Source organism: Janthinobacterium tructae, assembly GCF_006517255.1.
GTDB lineage: Bacteria > Pseudomonadota > Gammaproteobacteria > Burkholderiales > Burkholderiaceae_D > Janthinobacterium > Janthinobacterium tructae.
In genome coordinates, this window is sequence record NZ_CP041185.1 from 1,120,009 (window position 1) to 1,138,001 (window position 17,993).

Below are 17,993 nucleotides of genomic sequence, written 5' to 3' on the forward strand. Positions count from 1 at the left end.
GCCACCAAGGGAGCGACGATGAGCAGCAAGGACAGCGGCAAGCAGGAACCCACGATCCTGGGCGTGGCCGAGGCCAGCGTGGCTTATGGTCCAGATGTTGCGGATGGTGCGGATGATGGCGCAACGGCGGCCGGCAACCCCCGCTACCGCCCCCTGAACCTGGCCCGGCTGGCGGAGCAAGGCATGCTCACGCAGGAAGGCGGGCGCAGTTCGGTGGCCGAAGATTTTCGCATCATCAAGCGCCCGCTGCTGCGCCAGGCGCGCGCCAGCGGCGCCGAGGCCATCCGCCACGGCAACCTGATCGTCGTCACCAGCGCCATGCCCGGCGAAGGCAAGACGTACTGCGCCATCAACCTGGCCATGAGCATCGCCATGGAAATGGATATCACGGTGCTGCTGGTCGATGCCGACGTGGCGCGCCCGTCCGTGCTGAAAGTGCTGGGCCTGCCGCCCGAGCCTGGACTGATGGACGTGTTGCTCGACCCGCAGCTGGCCATGGGGGACGTGATCCTGAAAACCAACGTGGCCAACCTGCGCATCCTGCCCGCCGGGCGCAGCAACAAGCACGCGACGGAATTGCTGGCCAGCCGGGCCATGAGCCGCCTGCTGGCCGAGATCGCCAGCCGCTATAGCGACCGCATCGTCGTCTTCGATTCGCCGCCCCTGCTCATTACCAGCGAAGCGCACGCGCTGGTGGGACAGATGGGCCAAGTGGTGATGGTGGTCGAGGCGGAAACGACGACCCAGCACGCCGTCAAGGAAGCGCTGCGCCAGATCGAAGCGTGCGAACACATTCATTTGATCTACAACAAGACCAAATCGTTCCCCGGCAACGACTACTACGGCTATGGCTATTACGACTAGCCGCCGGGTGTCGCTACCGCTGGCGCTGCCGCCATTGCTGCCTTTGCTCTCTTTGCTGCTGCCCCTGCCGGCCTTTGCTGTCGACTGGCTGGTGAAACCGTCGCTGCGTCAGCGTGTAAGCTATACGGACAATGCGCTGCGCGCGCCGCCAGGCCAGGCGCAATCGGACTTCATCACGGAAATCGCGCCCGCCATCGCCCTCATCGGCACGGGACCGCGCCTGCGCGTGAACCTCGATTACAGCTGGCACAAATACCTCTCGGGGCAGCGCGGCAATAGCGACAACCACGACTTGCACGCCGCAGCCGACGCCGAGCTGGTGCAGGACTGGTTCTTCATCGATGCCAACGCCAGCGTGAGCCGGCGCAACATCTCGCCGTTCGGCCCGCAACTGATCGACGAGCTGCCCGACACGGACAATACCAGCACGGTGCGCACCACCAGCATCAGCCCCTACCTGCGCCACCGCTTCCGCGGCGTGGCCACGGCCGAGCTGCGCTATACGCGCAATACGGTCGCCAGCGGCGGCGATCTGCTGTCCGTACATAGCGACGAGATGGAATTGCTGCTCAGCGGCGAACCGCGCGGCCAGGGCTGGACCTGGAACGCCAGCCACGATGTGCGCCGCACGCAGGACAGCAAGCTGACGCCCGTGCGCATGCAGCGCAGCAGCGTGGGCCTGCGCTATCCGTTCAGCCGAAAATGGGCGGCCACGGCCAGCGGCGGCATGGAAAAGGAAGGCTATCTGTCGAGCAGCGGCAAGGCGCCGGAAGGCCGCTTCTGGTCGCTGGGCGGCGTGTGGACGCCGTCGCCGCGCACCAGCCTGGCTTTCAGCACGGGCAAGCGTTTTTTTGGCACCACCTACAGCCTCGATGCCAACTTCCTGCAGCGCCATACCAACTGGCAACTGAGCTACAGCGAAGACATCACCACCATGCCCACGCAGTTTGCGCGCCTGGGCGACCGCGACGCGGGCCAGTTGCTCGATCAATTATGGCGCGGCATCTTTCCCAACGCGCGCGACAGGCGCTTGCGCATCAATGCCTTCCTGCGTTACGCCAACAGCCTGGGGCCGGAACGGGGCGCCATCAATTACTTCAGCCACCGCTATTTCCTGCAAAAGCAGCTGAAACTGACAATGGCGCGCGCCACGGGCAAAAGCACGCTGGTCGCCGGCGTCACGGCCGTCGACCGCACGGCGCAAACGGCCAGCGGCATCGACAGCGCCTTGCTGCCCGGCATGGAGTTCGGCAGCGAAGACCGCACGCGCCAGATCGGCGCCAATGTGGGCTGGAGCTGGCAAGCCAATTCGCGCACCAGCGTGAATGTCAATGCCGGCTACGCTGGCGTGCGCTCGCTGAGCGTGCCCCGGCGCGACAACAACATCACCGTGACGGCCGGCTACAGCCGCATCCTGCAGCCCAACATGACGGCCAGCATCGATGTGCGGCACATGCGGCACACCAGCAACCGGGGCGGCAACTACCGCGAAAACGGCGTCAGCGCCACGCTCACCATGCAATTCTAAGGAGGTAGCAGCATGTCCAGCATGTCCCATCCTTCGCTACCGTCCGCCGCGCCCGCGCACCTGCTGTGCGTGGTGGCCGCGCGCCCCAACCTGATGAAAATGGCGCCCATCCTGGCCGCCCTGACGCGCCAGGCGCCCGCCGTGCGCGTGACGCTATTGCATACCGGCCAACACTACGATGCGGCCATGAATAGCCAGCTGTTTTCGGATCTGAATCTGCGCGCGCCCGACATCAGCCTCGACGTCGGCTCCGGCAACCATGCGCAGCAGACCGCCGAGATCATGCGCCGCTTCGACGCCGTGCTCGACACGCATCCGCCGCTGGCGCCCGACGCCGTGCTGGCGGTGGGCGACGTCAATTCCACCCTGGCGTGCGCGCTGGTGGCGGCCAAGCGGAACATTCCCGTGATCCACGTCGAGGCGGGCCTGCGCAGCGGCGACCGGCGCATGCCCGAGGAAATCAACCGCGTGCTGACGGATCAATTGTCCGATCTGCTGCTGACCAGCGAGGAAGGCGCGCGCGGCAACCTGCTGCGCGAAGGCATCGCCCCCGAACGCATCCACTTCACGGGCAACGTCATGATCGACAGCCTGCGGCAGCAACTGCCGCGCGCAGTCAAGCCTGCCACCACCGTGCGCGCGCACGGCCACGCCTGTCCGCCCGCGTATGGCCTGTTGACCTTGCACCGGCCGTCGAACGTCGATGATGCGGCGCAGCTGCAAGCGCTGCTGCAGGCGCTCGGGCAATTGGCATGCCAGCTGCCGCTGCTGTTTCCCATCCACCCGCGCACCCTGGCCGGCTTGCGCCTGGCGGGCCTGGAACCCTTGCTGGCGCGGCAAGCCATCGTCTGCCTGCCGCCGCTGGGCTACCTGGAAATGCTGGGCCTGATGCAGGGCGCGCGCCTGGTGCTGACCGATTCCGGCGGCATCCAGGAAGAAAGCACGGCCCTGGGCGTGCCTTGCCTGACCCTGCGCGCCAATACGGAGCGCCCCGTCACCGTCAGTGCCGGCACGAATACCCTGGCCGGCACACAGCCGGCAACCATTCTCGCGCTGGCACGCGCCATCCTCGAGACGGGAGGCAAGCGGGGCCGCATTCCGCCCCTGTGGGATGGCCACGCAGCCGAGCGCATCGCCGCCGTCATCGCGCCCTGGCTGGCGGCGCGCCGGGGACCGCCATGACGCCGCCACCGGTAACCTTGTGCAATGCGCTGACCATCGACGTGGAAGACTATTTCCAGGTGTCCGCCTTCGCGCCGCACATCGCGCGCGCCGACTGGCCCCGCCTGGAATGCCGGGTCGAGGCGAACATCGAGCGCATCCTGCTGCTGCTGGAAAGCCGGCGCATCCACGCCACCTTTTTCACATTGGGCTGGATCGCCGAGCGCTATCCGGCCATGCTGCGCCGCGTGGCCGGCGCGGGGCACGAAGTGGCCAGCCACGGCTATGCGCACCTGCGCGCCTGCGACCAGCCGGCCGCGCAGTTCGCCGACGATGTGCGCCGCAGCAAGACCATCCTGGAGCAATTGACGGGGCTGCCCGTGCACGGCTACCGGGCGCCCAGTTTTTCCATCGGCGCGGCCAATCTGTGGGCCTTCGACGTACTGCAGGAAGCGGGCTACCGCTACAGTTCCAGCATCTATCCGATCCGCCACGACCATTACGGCATGCCCGATGCACCCCGCTTCGCCTGGCGCCCACGCGGGCCGCAAGGCATGCTGGAATTGCCTGTCAGCACAGTGCGCTTGCGCGGGCGCAACCTGCCGGCCGGCGGCGGCGGTTACTTCAGATTGATGCCGTATGCACTGTCGCGCTGGCTTTTGCGACGCATCAATTCGCGCGACGGGCAAGCTGGCATATTCTACTTTCATCCCTGGGAACTCGATCCCGGCCAGCCGCGCCCGCCGGGCCTGAGCGCGAAAACGCGCTTTCGCCACTACCTGAACCTGGGACGCATGGAAGCACGGCTGGCGCGCCTGACGGCCGACTTCACCTGGGACCGCATGGACCGTATCTTTTTGGAAAGCACATGATGCACGAGGCCAGCCTTCCTGCCGACCGGGCGCCGTCCAGCGCCGCCATTGCCGTGCGGTCCCTGCAGGCGCACGAGCATGCACGCTGGGATGCCTTTGTCGAGGCCTGTCCCGAAGCCACCTTCTTTCACCGCGCCGGCTGGCACACCATCCTGCAGCAAGGTTTTAAACACGACAGCCATTTCCTGTATGCGGAACAGGACGGGCGCATCGCCGCTATCTTGCCGCTGGCGCATGTGCGCAGCCGACTGTTCGGCTCCTCCCTCGTCTCGCTGCCGTTTTGCGTGTACGGCGGCATCGCCGGCGGCAGCCCTGCCGTGCGACTGGCCCTCGACGAAGCGGCGCTGGCGCTGGCGCGGCGTCTCGGCGTGGGGCACCTGGAATACCGCTGGCGCGAAATGAAAGGAAATGCACACGCTGCCTGGCTGCATAAACCGCTGTACGCGACCTTCCGCCGCCACCTGCATCCGGATGCCGAACAGAACCTGCTGGCGATACCGCGCAAGCAGCGCGCCGTCGTGCGCAAGGCCGTGGCCGGCGGCCTGCATAGCGCCATCGACTATGACTTGCAGCACTTTTACCCGATCTATGCGGCCAGCGTGCACCGGCTGGGCACGCCCGTCTTCGCGCGCCGCCATTTTGCCCTGCTGCGCACGGTGTTTGGCGACGATTGCGACATCCTTACCGTCTACCACGGCCAGCAGGCGCAGGCCAGCGTGCTGCTGTTCTATTTCCGCGATGAAGTGCTGCCGTATTACGGCGGCGGCACGCCGCTGGCGCGCAGCACGGGCGCCAACGACTTCATGTACTGGGAAGCGATGCGCCGCGCCTGCGAACGCGGCTACCGCCTGTTCGATTTCGGCCGCAGCAAGCTCGGTACGGGGGCCTGGGACTTCAAGAAGAACTGGGGGTTTGCGCCGCAGCCGCTGCCGTATGCCTACCAGCTGGTGCGTGCCACGGCCTTGCCGGAAGTCAATCCTCTGAATCCCAACTACGCGCTGTTCATCCGCGCCTGGCGCCGCCTGCCGCTGCCGCTGGCCAACCTGCTGGGACCGCACATTGTGCGGCAACTGGGCTAAGCAAGGGGACACACCATGCGCGAACTATTATTCCTCGCCCACCGTCTGCCGTATCCGCCCAACAAGGGCGACAAGATACGCTCGTGGCACATGCTGCAGTACCTGAGCCGGCATTTCCGCGTGCACCTGGGCTGTTTCATCGACGATGACGACGACTGGCAGCACGCGAAAACCGTGGCCGCCCTGTGTGCCAGCACGCGCTTCATTGAATTGCGGCGCGGCACGGCCCGCTGGCGCGCCCTCCAGGCGCTGCTCTCGCGGCAAGCCATGAGCGTGCAGTACTACCGCGATGCACGCCTGCTGCAATGGGTCGATGGCTTGGTGTCTAGCGGCAAGGTGCGCCACGCGCTGGCCTTTTCCGGGCCCATGGCGCAATACATCGACGGCAGCGCGGGCCGCGCCCTGCACCGCGTGATCGATTTCGTCGACGTCGATTCCGACAAATGGCGCCAGTACGGCGACAGCAAGCCCTGGCCCCTGTCGCTGCTGTACCGGCGCGAAGCGCAGCTGCTGCTGCAGTACGAGCGCCATATCGCCCACCAGTTCACGGCGGCCAGCTTCGTTTCGCCCGCCGAAGCGGCCCTGTTCCGCCAGTGCGCGCCGATGGCGCGGCGCAAGACGGGGTATGTCAATAACGGCGTCGACACCGCGTATTTCACGCCCATGCCGGCGCAGAGCGCAATCTATCCGCCCGGCGTGCAGGCGCTGGTGTTTACGGGCGCCATGGATTACTGGCCCAACATCGACGCCGTGCAATGGTTCGTGCGCCACGTCTGGCCCGCCCTGCGGCGCCAGTTTCCCCAGTTGCAGTTCTATATCGTCGGCAGCGCACCCGTGCCCGCCGTGACGGCGCTGACCAAGGTAGCCGGCGTGGTGGTGACGGGCAAGGTGCCCGACATCCGGCCCTACCTGGCCGGCGCGGCGCTGGCCGTGGCGCCCCTGCGCATCGCCCGCGGCGTGCAAAACAAGGTGCTCGAAGCGATGGCGATGGGCAAGATCGTGCTGGCCACGCCGCAGGCGCTGGAAGGCATCTCCGCCCAGCCGGGCCTGGAACTGCTGCTGGCGCGCGACGACGCCGAATTCATCCACCATGCGGCGCGCGTGCTGCGCAACGCCCGGGGCGGCGGTGACGAAGGCAGCGGCGCGGCCATCGGCGCGGCGGCGCGCCAGCTGGTGTTGCAAGATTACAACTGGGAACGCAATCTGCGCGGCCTGGGCGCCATGCTGGGCCTGCCGGCCGAGGCCGAGGCCGAGGCAGATACCGGATCCGGTACTGCCGCCATGCCGACGCTGCCCGTGCGGGAGATATCCACATGAGCGTGCAGCTCGACCAGGTCGCCCGCTTGCCGGACGCGGCCATCCTGCCGCATGCGCAGGGCCAGCAGCAAGCCCTGGCGATCCTGTTGCTGGCCCTGGCCGCCGTCGTGCTGCTGTACCACGCCACCTTCTGGTCGATGCTGGAACTATGGTCGCGCTCGCAGACCTTCGCGCACGGCTTCCTGATCGTGCCCATCAGTTGCTGGCTGGCCTGGCGCCAGCGCGCCCGCCTGGCCGCGCTGGCCCCCCGGCCGTCGTGGCAAGGCTTGCTGCTGCTGGGGGCGCTGGGCCTGGCCTGGCTGCTGGCCGACGCCGCCAACGTGCCCGTGGTGGAACAATATGCGGCCACGGCCATGCTGCCCGCCTGCGTGCTGGCCATCCTCGGCTGGCCGGCCGTGCGCCTGCTGGCCTTTCCCCTCGCGTATCTGTTCCTGGCCGTGCCGTTTGGCGAAGTCTTCCTCGATCCCCTGATCGACTTCACGGCCGCCTTCACGGTGACCGCGCTGCAATGGACGGGCGTACCTGTATTTCGCGATGGCAACAATTTTTCGCTGCCTACCGGTAACTGGTCGGTAGTGGAAGCGTGCAGCGGCTTGCGCTACCTGATCGCCGCGCTGGCCCTGGGCGCCCTGTACGCCCATGTGCACTGCCACAGCGCGCGACGGCGCCTGGCCGTCATGGCCGCCGCCCTGCTGGTGCCCGTCCTGGCCAATGGCGTGCGCGCCTACCTGATCGTGATGCTGGGCCACCTGAGCAACATGCGCCTGGCCGTGGGCGTCGACCACCTGATCTATGGCTGGCTATTCTTCGGCCTGGTGGTACTGCTGCTGTTCTGGCTGGCCGCGCGCTGGCGCGAATTGCCGCTCGCGCGCGCGGTGCCATGCGCGGCCGGGCGCGGCGCCAGCCCGCAGGCCGTCGTGCGCGCCAGCCTGGCTTGCGTGCTGCTGGCGGCGCTATGGCCGGCGCTGGCCCTGGCCAGCCAGCGCCAGGATGGCGCAGCGGCGCCCGGTTCCCCCGCTGTGCTGGCCTTGCCCGATCCGCCCGCCTGGCAGCGCCTGCATGATGCGGCTCCAGCGTGGCAGGCGCCGTATGCGGGTACGCCCGCGCGGTTTGCCGCCATGTATGCACGCGGCGATGGCGCGCCGGTGGGACTGCAACTGCACTGGTATGCACGCCAGGCACGCGATGCCGAACTGCTGACGCACCAGTCCTCGCCATATGGCGCGCGCTGGCTGGCACTGGCGCAACGCGTGCAAGACATCACCCTGGCCGGCGGCACCCTGGCCGTGCGCGAAAGCGTGCTGGGGCGCGGTGGCGAACGCCTGCTGGTGTGGCGCATCTACCGCCAGGGCGGCATCGTCACGGCCCGACCCGTGCTGGTAAAGCTGCTGCTGGCGCAAGCCAAGCTGCTTGGCTTGCGCCAGGATGGCGCCGACATCCTCGTCTTTGCCGCCTACGACGAGCTGGCGCCGCCGCCGCGCGCGCGCCTGCGCGCCTTCCTGCAGGCGGCGCTGCCCGTCATCGAACAACGCCTGCAGGAGCTGCCGCATGGCCCCTGACACCGATGCTGGCCACACACGCGAGACCGCTGTAGCGGCCAACAGCGCCCCGCTGATCGTGCATGTGATCCACCAGCTCGACGTGGGCGGGCTGGAAAACGGCCTGGTGAACCTGATCAACCATCTGCCGCCGGAGCGCTACCGGCACGCCATCGTCTGCCTGAAGAACGCCACCGCGTTTCGCCAGCGTCTGACCACGCCCGGTGTCGCTGTCATCAGCCTGGACAAGCACGAAGGCAAGGACTGGCGCCACTACCTGCGCCTGTACCGCGTACTGAAACAGCTGCGCCCGGCACTCGTGCACACGCGCAACCTGGGCTGCCTCGAAGCGCAACTGCTGGCCTGCCTGGCCGGCGTGCGCCTGCGCGTGCATGGCGAACACGGGCGCGACATGAGCGACTTGCACGGCACCCGGCGAAAATACCGGCTGCTGCGCAAATGCATGCTGCCGCTGGTGCAGCACTTCATCGCCGTCAGCGCCGACCTGGGCCACTGGCTGGTGGACAGCATCGGCGCGGCGCCCGCACAGGTATCGCACATCGGCAATGGCGTCGACAGCGTGCAATTCCATCCCCGCCTGGGGCCGCCGGCCGCCGTCGGGCCGCCCGGCTTCCTGTGCAACGGCGCCTTCGTCATCGGCAGCGTGGGCCGCATGGCCGCCGTCAAGGACCATGCCTCGCTGGTGCGGGCGTTCCTGCTGTTGCTGGCGCAGCCGGGTGCCCGCGCGCGCCTGCGCCTGATCATCGTCGGCGACGGGCCGTGCCGCCAGGCTTGCCTGGAGCTGCTGCAGCAGGCCGGCGTGGCCCATCTGGCCTGGCTGCCCGGCGCGCGCGACGACGTGGCGCAGCTGCTGCGCGCGATGGATCTGTTCGTGCTGCCCTCGCTGGCCGAAGGCAGTTCGAACACCATCCTCGAAGCGATGGCGACGGGGCTGCCCATCGTCGCCACGCAGGTGGGCGGCAATGCGGAACTGGTGCAGTCTGGCTGGAGCGGCACCCTGGTGCCGCCCGGTTCTGCCGAGATGCTGGCCGACGCCATGCTCGACTACTACAGCATGCCCGAACTGGGCCCGCGCCACGGCGCGCGCGGGCGGCGCCAGGTGCTGGCCGAGCACAGCCTGCCCGCCATGGCGGGAGCCTACCTGGCCGTGTACGACCGCCTGACAGGCGCGCGCCAGCCCTCTCCCCTGTCCACTTATCCCTGAAAGGCCTCCCATGTGCGGCATCAGCGGCATCTTTGATTTGCAGGGCCAGCGCGACATCGATGTGCTGCTGCTGGCGCGCATGAACCACAGCCTGCGCCACCGCGGGCCGGACGAAGGGGGATTGCACCGCGAGCCGGGCCTGGGCCTGGCGCACCGGCGCTTGTCCGTGATCGACCTGGCCAGCGGCCAGCAGCCGCTGTTCAACGCCGAGCGCAGCATCGCCATCGTCTTCAACGGTGAAATCTATAATTACCGCAGCCTGATGGCCGAGCTGCGCCAGTTCGGCCACACTTTCCGCACCAGCAGCGACACGGAAGTCATCGTCCACGCCTGGGAACAGTGGGGAGAACAATGCGTGCGGCGCCTGCGCGGCATGTTCGCCTTCGCCCTGTGGGACCGCCGGCGCCACCTGCTGTTCCTGGCGCGCGACCGCCTGGGCGTGAAACCGCTGTACTACGGCGAGGCGCAGGATGGCACCCTGCTGTTCGGCTCCGAACTCAAAGCCCTGCTCGCACATCCGGCCATGCCGCGCGTGCTCGACCCGCTGGCCGTGGAAGAGTATTTCGCCTACGGCTACGTGCCTGAGCCGCGCAGCATCTTCCAGCACGCGCGCAAGCTGCCGCCCGGGCATACCCTCTGCATCCGCGCGGGCCAGCCGCTGCCCGCGCCGCAAGCGTACTGGGACATTCCATTCACGCCGAATCCGCCCGCCAGCGAGGCGCAGGCGGCCGACGAACTGCTGGCGCGCCTGCGCGAAGCGGTGCGCATCCGCATGGTGGCCGAAGTGCCGCTCGGTGCCTTCCTTTCCGGCGGCGTCGATTCCAGCGCCGTCGTGGCGCTGATGGCCGGCGCCAGCGCCACGCCCGTCAACACCTGCTCCATCTCGTTTGGCGACCCCGCGTACAACGAAGCGCGCTACGCCGACCTGGTGGCGCGCCGCTACGCCACGGCGCACCACGCGCGCCAGGTCGAGCAGGACGACTTCGGGCTGATCGACCTGCTGGCCAATCTGTACGACGAACCGTTCGCCGACAGTTCCGCCATGCCCACCTACCGCGTCTGCCAGCTGGCGCGCCAGCGCGTCACGGTGGCCCTGTCGGGCGATGGCGGCGATGAAAGCCTGGCCGGCTACCGGCGTTACCGCCTGCACACGCGCGAAGAAAAAGTGCGCAAGGCGATGGACCCCTTGCTGCCGGCCGGCCTGCGCCAGTCGCTGTTCGGCACCCTGGGGCGGCTGTACCCGAAGGCCGACTGGGCGCCGCGCTTCCTGCGCGCCAAGACCACCTTCGAGGGCCTGGCGCGCGACACGACGGACGCGTATTTTCACGGCGTCAGCCTGCTGGGCGACGCCATGCGCGCGCGTTTGTTCAGCCCCGAGCTGCGGCGCAGCCTGCACGGCTACCGCGCCGTCGAAGTGCTGCGCCGCCACGCGCTGGCCAGCCCCGCGCAAGATCCGCTGTCGCAGGTGCAGTACCTGGACCTGAAAACCTACCTGCCCGGCGACATCCTGACCAAGGTGGACCGGGCCAGCATGGCGCATGCGCTGGAAGTGCGCTCGCCCCTGCTCGACCATGAACTGGTGGCGTGGATGTCCGGCCTGCCGCCGCAATTCAAGCTACGACGCGGTGTCGGCAAATATCTGCTGAAAAAAGCCCTGCGCCCGCTGCTGCCCGACACCCTGCTGTACCGCCAGAAGATGGGTTTTTCGGTGCCGCTGGCCGACTGGCTGCGCGGCCCGCTGCGCCAGCGCCTGCAACAGCGCCTGCTGGGCCCCACCCTGGCGCAATGCGGCCTGTTCGACATGGACTACGTGCGCCTGCTGCTCGAGCAGCATGCCAGCGGGCGGCGCGACTACAGCGCGCCCCTGTGGGCGCTGCTGATGTTCGAAGCGTTCCTGCGCCAGGTGCTGCCCGTCGACGGCCGCCAGGCGCCGGCGCCCGCGCCAGCCATGGCGGTGGAGTAAAGCCATGCGCATCCTGCACATCCTCGACCATTCGCTGCCCCTGCACAGCGGCTACACGTTTCGCACCCTGGCCATCCTGCGCCAGCAGCGCGCGCTGGGCTGGCACACGACGCAACTCACGAGCGCCAAGCAGGGGCCGTCCGACAGCGCGCAGCAGCTGATCGACGGCTGGCATTTCTACCGCACGGCGCCCGATGCACGCTGGTGGGCGCGCCTGCCCGTGCTGCGGCAGGTGGCCGTCATCATCGGCCTGGCCGTGCGCCTGCGCCAACTGGCGCGGCAAGCCAGGCCGGACATCCTGCATGCGCATTCGCCCGCCCTGAACGCCATCGCCGCCCTCAACGCGGGCCGCGCGCTGGGCATTCCCGTCGTATATGAAGTGCGCGCCTTCTGGGAAGACGCGGCCGCCGACCATGGCAGCAGCCGGCCCGGCGGCCTGCGCTACCGGCTCACGCGCGCGCTGGAAACCTATGCGCTGCGCCGCGCCGACGCCGTCACCACCATCTGCGACGGCTTGCGGCGCGAACTGTGCGCGCGCGGCGTGCCCGCGCATAAAATTACCGTCATCCCGAACGCCGTCGATACGGGCACCTTCAAGGCCCCTCATAATCCAGCATTGGCCCGCACGCTGGGTCTGGATGGTCATCCTGTGATCGGCTTCATCGGCTCGTTCTATGCCTACGAGGGACTGGCGCTGCTGCTGCGCGCCATGCCGCGCCTGCTGGCGGCGCAACCGGCATTGCGGCTGCTGCTGGCCGGCGGCGGCCCGCAGGAAGCGGCGCTGCGCGCGCTGGCGACGCAGCTGGGCATCGAGTACGCCGTGGTCTTCGCGGGCAGGGTGCCGCATGCGCAGGTGGCCGCGTATTATCAGCTGGTCGACATCTGCGTGTATCCGCGCCTGCCCATGCGCCTGACGGAACTGGTGACGCCCTTGAAACCGTTAGAGGCGATGGCGCAGGGCCGCCTGGTGGTGGCGTCCGACGTGGGCGGCCACCGGGAACTGGTCGAACATGGCAAGACGGGCATGCTGTTTCGCGCCGGCGATGCCGAAGCGCTGGCGCTGGCGGTATTGCACCTGCTGCTGGCGCCCGCCAGCTGCGCGGTACTGCGGCGCCAGGCGCGCACCTTCGTCGAGACGGAGCGCAGCTGGAGCGCCAGCGTGGGCCGCTATGCGCCCGTGTATGCGCGCCTGGCCGCGGCGCGCAGGGTGGCGGGAGTGGCGCCATGATCTTCTCTGGCCTGCGCATCGCCCTGGTCGGCCCGCTGCCGCCGCCGGCCGGCGGCATGGCGAACCAGACGGCGCAACTGGCGCGCAAGCTGCGCGACGATGGCGCGCAAGTGCAGCTGCTGGCCGTCAACGGCCCCGTGCTGCCGCCCTGGCTGGAGCGCATCCGCTATCTGCGCGCGGCGCTGCGCCTGCCCGTGCACTTGTGGCGCCTGTGGCGTACGGCCAATACGGTGGACCTGTTCCACATCATGGCCAATTCCGGCTGGTCCTGGCATCTGCACGCGGCGCCGGCATTGTGGATCGCCAGCCTGAAAGGCAAGCCGGCCCTGCTCAACTACCGTGGAGGCGAAGCGGCCGCCTTTTTTGCCCGTTCGCCGCGCCTGGTGGCGTTCAGCCTGCGCCGCGCCAGCGCCATCGTCGTGCCCTCGGCCTACCTGGCCGGCATTTTCGAACAATATGGCCATACGGCCCACATCGTGCCGAACGTGGTGGACTTGCAGCGTTTTACAAGGGCTGCGCCGCGTGCGACTGGCGACGCTGGGCCGTGCATCCTCGTGGCGCGCCACCTGGAACCGCTGTACGACAACGCCAGCGCCGTGCGCGCCTTTGCCCTCGTGCGACCAAGCTATCCCGCGGCGCGCCTGGTGCTGGCCGGCGGCGGACCGCAGCGCGCGGCGCTGACACGCCTGGCCAGGTCGCTCGGCGTTCTTGCCTCCGTGCGCTTCGCCGGCCCCGTCGACAATGCCGCCATGCCGGCCCTGTACCAGGCCAGCGACATCGTCCTCAATCCTAGCCTGGCCGACAACATGCCCATTTCCGTGCTCGAAGCGCTGGCCTGCGGCGTGCCCGTCGTCAGTACCAACGTGGGCGGCATCCCCGCCCTGCTGCAGGACGGCGTGACGGCGTTGCTGGTGCCGCCCGGCGATCCTGCCGCCATGGCGCAGGCCATCCTGGCGCTGCTGCGCGATCCGAGCCGCGCGCATAGGCTGGCAGACGCGGGCCTGGCGCACGCCGCCACTTTCGGCTGGCCCGGCATCGCGCCCGGCCTGGCCGCGCATTACCGCCGCATCCGTGCCGCGCCGCGCCCCGGCTTCTACACGCGCTGCGTGGCCCGCTGGCTGTTTCCACTGCATGAATGGCTCAAGGGCCACCACAGCGTACGCCTGCTGCGCCGGCTGGAACGCTCGCAATGGTGGAGCGCGCAGCAGCTGCAGGAGTGGCGGCTGGCGCGCCTGCGCGCGCTGCTGCGCCACGCGGGCGCGCACGTGCCCTACTACCGCGCGCTGTTTTCCAGCCGCGGCTTCGACCCGGAACAGGTGCGGCAACTGACCGATTTAGCGCGTCTGCCGCTGCTGCGCAAGGCGGATATCGCTGGCGCGCGCGACAGCTTCAAGTCCGCCCGCGCCGTGGGTTTGCGCCCGTTCGCCACGGGCGGCTCCAGCGGCGAGCCGCTGCAGTTTTTCCTGGGACGGCGCAGGGTCAGCCACGACATCGCCGCCAAGTGGCGCGCCACGCGCTGGTGGGGCGTCGATATCGGCGACCGCGAAGCCGTCTTGTGGGGCTCGCCCATCGAGCTGCAGGCGCAAGACCGCCTGCGCCGCCTGCGCGATGCGCTGCTGCGCACAACCCTGCTGCCCGCGTTTGCCATGTCGCCCGCGCGCCTCGATGGCTATGTGCAGCAATTGCGCCGCTGGCGTCCGCGCATGCTGTTCGGCTACCCGTCCGCGCTGTGCCGCATCGCCAGCCACGCGCAAGCGCGAGACCTGCCGCTCGACGGCCTGGGCGTCAAAGTGGCGTTCGTCACGGCCGAGCGACTGTACGAGGAGCAGCGCGCGCAGATCGCCGCCGTCTTCGGCTGCCCCGTGGCCAACGGCTACGGCGGGCGCGACGCGGGCTTCATCGCCCACGAATGCCCGGAAGGCGGCATGCACATCACGGCCGAAGACATCATCGTGGAAATTGTCGATGGCCAGGGCCGGCCGCTGCCGCCAGGGGCCACGGGCGAAATCGTCGTCACCCACCTGGCCACGCGGGACTACCCCTTCATCCGCTACGCCACCGGCGACGTGGGTGCGCTGGGCACGCAGCCTTGCGCCTGCGGACGCGGTTTGCCCCTGCTGCACAAGATCGAAGGGCGCAGCACGGATTTCCTCACGGCGGTTGACGGCACCGTCATGCATGGCCTGGCTCTCGTCTACATCGTGCGCGAGCTGCCGCAAGTGCGCAGTTTTAAAATCATCCAGGAAAGCCTGCTGCGCACGCGCGTGCTGCTGGTCTGCGTGGCGCGCCTGGACGACGCCACGCACAGCGCCATCGTGCGCGGTTTCCAGGCCAGGCTGGGCGCGCAGGTGGACATCGTCATCGAGGAAGTCGACGAGATCGCGGCGGAGGCGTCGGGCAAGTACCGCTATGTGGTGAGCAAGGTGGCGTAGGCCGGCGGCTCAGCTGCCCAGGTCCCAGAGTGAAGGTATGTGCCAGAATGGCATGTACTCGTGCCAGCCGGCGAAGAAGGAGAAGGCAACATGGATTAGCGGCGACGAGGCAAAGGCTGACAATACATACCAGGCGAACTCGCTGCGCTGCATGCGGAACGCCAGCGGAGGAAGCGCCAGGGTCACGGCGGCAGGGACGCCATAGTAGAGCGGCCATGGAAGGCCGGCGGTCGCCGCGAATTTGGCAAAGCACATGCCGCCAACGACGATGATGAAAGCAACGCCGCCAGTGAGGCTGGCTGCCGGCGCCACCGTCCTGGCGCGTAACGTCCAGCGCAGGATGCCGATGAAGACGAGCAATGAGACTGCGATAAAGACGAAGAAACGTATCGGTGGCAAGTTGATTCCTTCCAGAAGGTGTCCGTCAAGGCCGGCTTCCGGCCGGCTGGCACTATTGCGTCGATGCCGTTGGGCTACACGCATTATGAACCTGCTGGCCAGCTTGTTCCAGCCAGCAGCCCGCCCTTGAAGCAACGGCAGTTGTCCATACTCATCCATGCATCTTGCCACATCGCTTGCAATGAGCGCACTGTCGACAAGCGCGATCTCGCCTGCGAAACCATATCCGATTGCAGGCACGCTACGGATCGCGATAGCAACGCCGGTCTGGCTGGCGATTTCCGCACGCAAGTCGCTGCTCTTGAAGTTTTAGGCACCGTGCGCTCACACATTGATGTAGATCAATCAATTATCGAATCGCATGCAGCAGAATATGATCATTCGCAAGTGTCTGTTGACCAGCCCATGGCAGGGCGCGTGACTGACGCCACCTCAACTTCATAAGGAATAACATGATCCCCACTACCATGAAAGCCGCCGTCGTCGAACAACTGGGCCAGCCCCTGGTGCTGCGCGACGTACCCGTGCCGGTTCCCGGCCCCGGCCAGATCCTGGTCAAGACGGAGGCTTGCGGCGTGTGCCACACGGACTTGCATGCGGCGCGCGGCGACTGGCCCGTCAAGCCTGCACCGCCGTTCATTCCCGGCCACGAAGGCATCGGCCTGGTGGTCGCCATGGGCACGGGCGTGACCGAAGTACAGCTGGGCGACCGGGTCGGCGTGCCCTGGCTCTACTCGGCTTGCGGCCATTGCGAACATTGCCTGGCCGCCTGGGAAACCGTGTGCGCCGAGGCGCAGTTCGGCGGCTACACCAAAAATGGCGGCTTTGCCGAATACATCCTGGCCGACCCGCGCTACGTCGCGCATATTCCGGCCGGGCTGTCCGCCGTGCAGGCAGCACCCATCATCTGCGCCGGCGTGACCAGCTACAAGGGCATCAAGGAAACGGGGGCGCGGCCGGGCCAGTGGCTGGCCGTGTCCGGCATCGGCGGCCTGGGCCACCTGGCTATCGAATATGCGGTGGCCATGGGCTTGCGCGTGGCGGCCGTCGATATCGATGAAGGCAAGCTCGAACACGCGCGCGCCCTCGGTGCCGAAGTGACCATCAACGCGCGCCAGGGTGACCCTGTGGCGGCCCTGCGCGAAGCGACCGGGGGCGGCGCCCACGGCGTGCTGATCACGGCGCCGTCGATCGATGCCTTCCAACAAGGCGTGGCGATGACGCGCAAGCGCGGCACCTGCGTGCTGGTGGGCTTGCCGCCGGGCGACTTCCCGACGCCGCTGTTCGACGTCGTCGCCAATTGCGTGACGATACGCGGCTCTTTCGTGGGCACGCGCCAGGACATGGCCGAGGCGCTGGCCTTTGCCGCCACCGGCAAGGTCAAGGCCGGGATCGAATTGCAGCCGCTGTCGGCCATCAATGAGATCTTCAGCCGCCTCGAGCATGGCAAGGTGGCCTCGCGCGTGGTGCTCGATTTCAGCGGCAATTGAGTTACGGCTGAGCAGAGCGCCAACTGCGCCGGTGTGTCGTGCGACGGCAATTACATTTTTGTTGCCATAATTGCATATTACAAAGGACACACCGATGAAAATATCTCTTGCTGGCTGGCTGGCCTGCGCCGCCCTCGCCTGCTCCGCTCCCGCCAGCGCGGCCGAGCCGGCCGCGTCCGCCTTGCCCGGTCACTATTACCTGCAAGGCGTCATGGAAACGGGCTCCGAACTGCTGCTGAAAAAGGATGGCACGTTCGAATGGATGCTCAGTTATGGCAATACCGATGAGCAAGCCAGCGGCGAGTGGCGCGTTGCCGGCGACACAGTGACCCTGGAGGCGGGCAATGGCGGCAAGGAGCCGCAGTTCCGCGTGTTCGAGGAGGCGGAAATGCGCATCCGGAAACCCGCCGAAGCGGGCCTGTGGGTGGCCATCGTCGGCTTTCCCCAAGTGGGGCCGATGCCCGGCGTGGAAGTGAAGTTCGAGGCGCACAGCGGCAAGACGGCCACGGCCGTCAGCGTGGCGAACGGCGACGCCATCGTGCGCATGCCGGCGTCGGAGCGCTGGGTGCGCGCCGGCTTGCGCCGCCAGGGCTCGAAAGCCGACTATCAATGGCTGGCCGTGCCGCCCGAGCGCGCGCAGCAACGCATCGCCGCCTTCGCCGTCAGCGACCCGCAATGGCTGAGAGGCCAGGCATTCCAGAAGCTGGCCTTGCGCGTCGTCAAAGGCGGGCTGCAAGTGAACGATGCGGACAGCAGCCTGGCCAGAGGGTTGTACGCCAAACCGGCATCGAAACAGTAGCCCTCAATCTATCTCGCTCCATTTCCCAAACACGCCGCCCTGGTCAGTATTCTTGACCAGGGCGGCGCCGTTTGCGCCCACGCGCAGCCGTGCGCCGT

General features: G+C 67.9%; 14 protein-coding genes. 13 read left to right on the forward strand and 1 reads right to left on the reverse strand.

Translation table 11 applies throughout. The features are described from left to right. Positions 1-18 precede the first annotated feature (18 nt). The 11 genes from FJQ89_RS04920 to FJQ89_RS04970 are packed head-to-tail and all read left to right on the forward strand — an operon-like array spanning position 19 to position 15,207. Positions 19-864: an XrtA-associated tyrosine autokinase gene (locus tag FJQ89_RS04920; protein ID WP_141169292.1), complete on the forward strand. Its 846-nt coding sequence runs from the start codon at positions 19-21 to the stop codon at positions 862-864. Next, positions 848-2,392: a TIGR03016 family PEP-CTERM system-associated outer membrane protein gene (locus tag FJQ89_RS04925; RefSeq protein WP_141169293.1), complete on the forward strand. Its 1,545-nt coding sequence runs from the start codon at positions 848-850 to the stop codon at positions 2,390-2,392. Before FJQ89_RS04920 ends, FJQ89_RS04925 begins: the two co-directional genes overlap by 17 nt. A gap of 21 nt (positions 2,393-2,413) precedes the next feature. After that, positions 2,414-3,574 (forward strand): non-hydrolyzing UDP-N-acetylglucosamine 2-epimerase, encoded by a 1,161-nt coding sequence (wecB, locus tag FJQ89_RS04930; protein WP_141172632.1) that lies wholly within the window; start codon positions 2,414-2,416, stop codon positions 3,572-3,574. Further along, entirely contained in the window at positions 3,571-4,425 is an 855-nt protein-coding gene (locus FJQ89_RS04935) for an XrtA system polysaccharide deacetylase (RefSeq protein WP_141169294.1), read from the forward strand. Before wecB ends, FJQ89_RS04935 begins: the two co-directional genes overlap by 4 nt. Beyond that, positions 4,425-5,504, forward strand: a complete 1,080-nt coding sequence (locus FJQ89_RS04940) for a FemAB family XrtA/PEP-CTERM system-associated protein (protein WP_141172633.1) — start codon at positions 4,425-4,427, stop codon at positions 5,502-5,504. The genes FJQ89_RS04935 and FJQ89_RS04940 overlap by 1 nt, the downstream gene beginning before the upstream one ends. A gap of 15 nt (positions 5,505-5,519) precedes the next feature. Next, complete coding sequence (locus tag FJQ89_RS04945; protein WP_141169295.1) at positions 5,520-6,821, forward strand: TIGR03087 family PEP-CTERM/XrtA system glycosyltransferase; 1,302 nt, start codon at positions 5,520-5,522, stop codon at positions 6,819-6,821. Then, entirely contained in the window at positions 6,818-8,380 is a 1,563-nt protein-coding gene (xrtA, locus tag FJQ89_RS04950) for an exosortase A (protein ID WP_141169296.1), read from the forward strand. The genes FJQ89_RS04945 and xrtA overlap by 4 nt, the downstream gene beginning before the upstream one ends. Beyond that, entirely contained in the window at positions 8,370-9,584 is a 1,215-nt protein-coding gene (locus tag FJQ89_RS04955) for a TIGR03088 family PEP-CTERM/XrtA system glycosyltransferase (protein WP_141169297.1), read from the forward strand. The genes xrtA and FJQ89_RS04955 overlap by 11 nt, the downstream gene beginning before the upstream one ends. 10 nt (positions 9,585-9,594) lie before the next feature. Continuing rightward, positions 9,595-11,547, forward strand: coding sequence for an XrtA/PEP-CTERM system amidotransferase (locus FJQ89_RS04960; RefSeq protein ID WP_141169298.1), 1,953 nt, complete (start codon positions 9,595-9,597; stop codon positions 11,545-11,547). A 4-nt stretch (positions 11,548-11,551) separates the two neighbouring features. Beyond that, a complete protein-coding gene (locus FJQ89_RS04965; RefSeq protein ID WP_141169299.1) occupies positions 11,552-12,775 on the forward strand; it encodes a TIGR04063 family PEP-CTERM/XrtA system glycosyltransferase in 1,224 nt (407 codons plus the stop codon). Further along, a complete protein-coding gene (locus FJQ89_RS04970; RefSeq protein ID WP_141169300.1) occupies positions 12,772-15,207 on the forward strand; it encodes a glycosyltransferase in 2,436 nt (811 codons plus the stop codon). The genes FJQ89_RS04965 and FJQ89_RS04970 overlap by 4 nt, the downstream gene beginning before the upstream one ends. A gap of 9 nt (positions 15,208-15,216) precedes the next feature. Here the strand turns inward: FJQ89_RS04970 and FJQ89_RS04975 are convergent, their stop codons facing one another. Further along, positions 15,217-15,897, reverse strand: a complete 681-nt coding sequence (locus FJQ89_RS04975) for a hypothetical protein (RefSeq protein ID WP_141169301.1) — start codon at positions 15,895-15,897, stop codon at positions 15,217-15,219. 164 nt (positions 15,898-16,061) lie between these two features. On the opposite strand from FJQ89_RS04975, the gene FJQ89_RS04980 reads away from it, so the two are divergent. Beyond that, positions 16,062-17,096, forward strand: a complete 1,035-nt coding sequence (locus FJQ89_RS04980; protein WP_205704624.1) for a zinc-dependent alcohol dehydrogenase — start codon at positions 16,062-16,064, stop codon at positions 17,094-17,096. A 94-nt stretch (positions 17,097-17,190) separates the two neighbouring features. Beyond that, positions 17,191-17,895: a copper resistance protein NlpE gene (locus tag FJQ89_RS04985; protein ID WP_141169302.1), complete on the forward strand. Its 705-nt coding sequence runs from the start codon at positions 17,191-17,193 to the stop codon at positions 17,893-17,895. Positions 17,896-17,993: the final 98 nt, after the last annotated feature.

Bases quoted from the DNA above. Each gene is read 5' to 3' on its own strand.
- FJQ89_RS04920 (WP_141169292.1), top strand. From the start codon at position 19: ATGAGCAGCAAGGACAGCGGCAAGCAGGAACCCACGATCCTGGGCGTG.
- FJQ89_RS04925 (WP_141169293.1), top strand. From the start codon at position 848: ATGGCTATTACGACTAGCCGCCGGGTGTCGCTACCGCTGGCGCTGCCG.
- wecB (WP_141172632.1), top strand. From the start codon at position 2,414: ATGTCCCATCCTTCGCTACCGTCCGCCGCGCCCGCGCACCTGCTGTGC.
- FJQ89_RS04935 (WP_141169294.1), top strand. From the start codon at position 3,571: ATGACGCCGCCACCGGTAACCTTGTGCAATGCGCTGACCATCGACGTG.
- FJQ89_RS04940 (WP_141172633.1), top strand. From the start codon at position 4,425: ATGCACGAGGCCAGCCTTCCTGCCGACCGGGCGCCGTCCAGCGCCGCC.
- FJQ89_RS04945 (WP_141169295.1), top strand. From the start codon at position 5,520: ATGCGCGAACTATTATTCCTCGCCCACCGTCTGCCGTATCCGCCCAAC.
- xrtA (WP_141169296.1), top strand. From the start codon at position 6,818: ATGAGCGTGCAGCTCGACCAGGTCGCCCGCTTGCCGGACGCGGCCATC.
- FJQ89_RS04955 (WP_141169297.1), top strand. From the start codon at position 8,370: ATGGCCCCTGACACCGATGCTGGCCACACACGCGAGACCGCTGTAGCG.
- FJQ89_RS04960 (WP_141169298.1), top strand. From the start codon at position 9,595: ATGTGCGGCATCAGCGGCATCTTTGATTTGCAGGGCCAGCGCGACATC.
- FJQ89_RS04965 (WP_141169299.1), top strand. From the start codon at position 11,552: ATGCGCATCCTGCACATCCTCGACCATTCGCTGCCCCTGCACAGCGGC.
- FJQ89_RS04970 (WP_141169300.1), top strand. From the start codon at position 12,772: ATGATCTTCTCTGGCCTGCGCATCGCCCTGGTCGGCCCGCTGCCGCCG.
- FJQ89_RS04985 (WP_141169302.1), top strand. From the start codon at position 17,191: ATGAAAATATCTCTTGCTGGCTGGCTGGCCTGCGCCGCCCTCGCCTGC.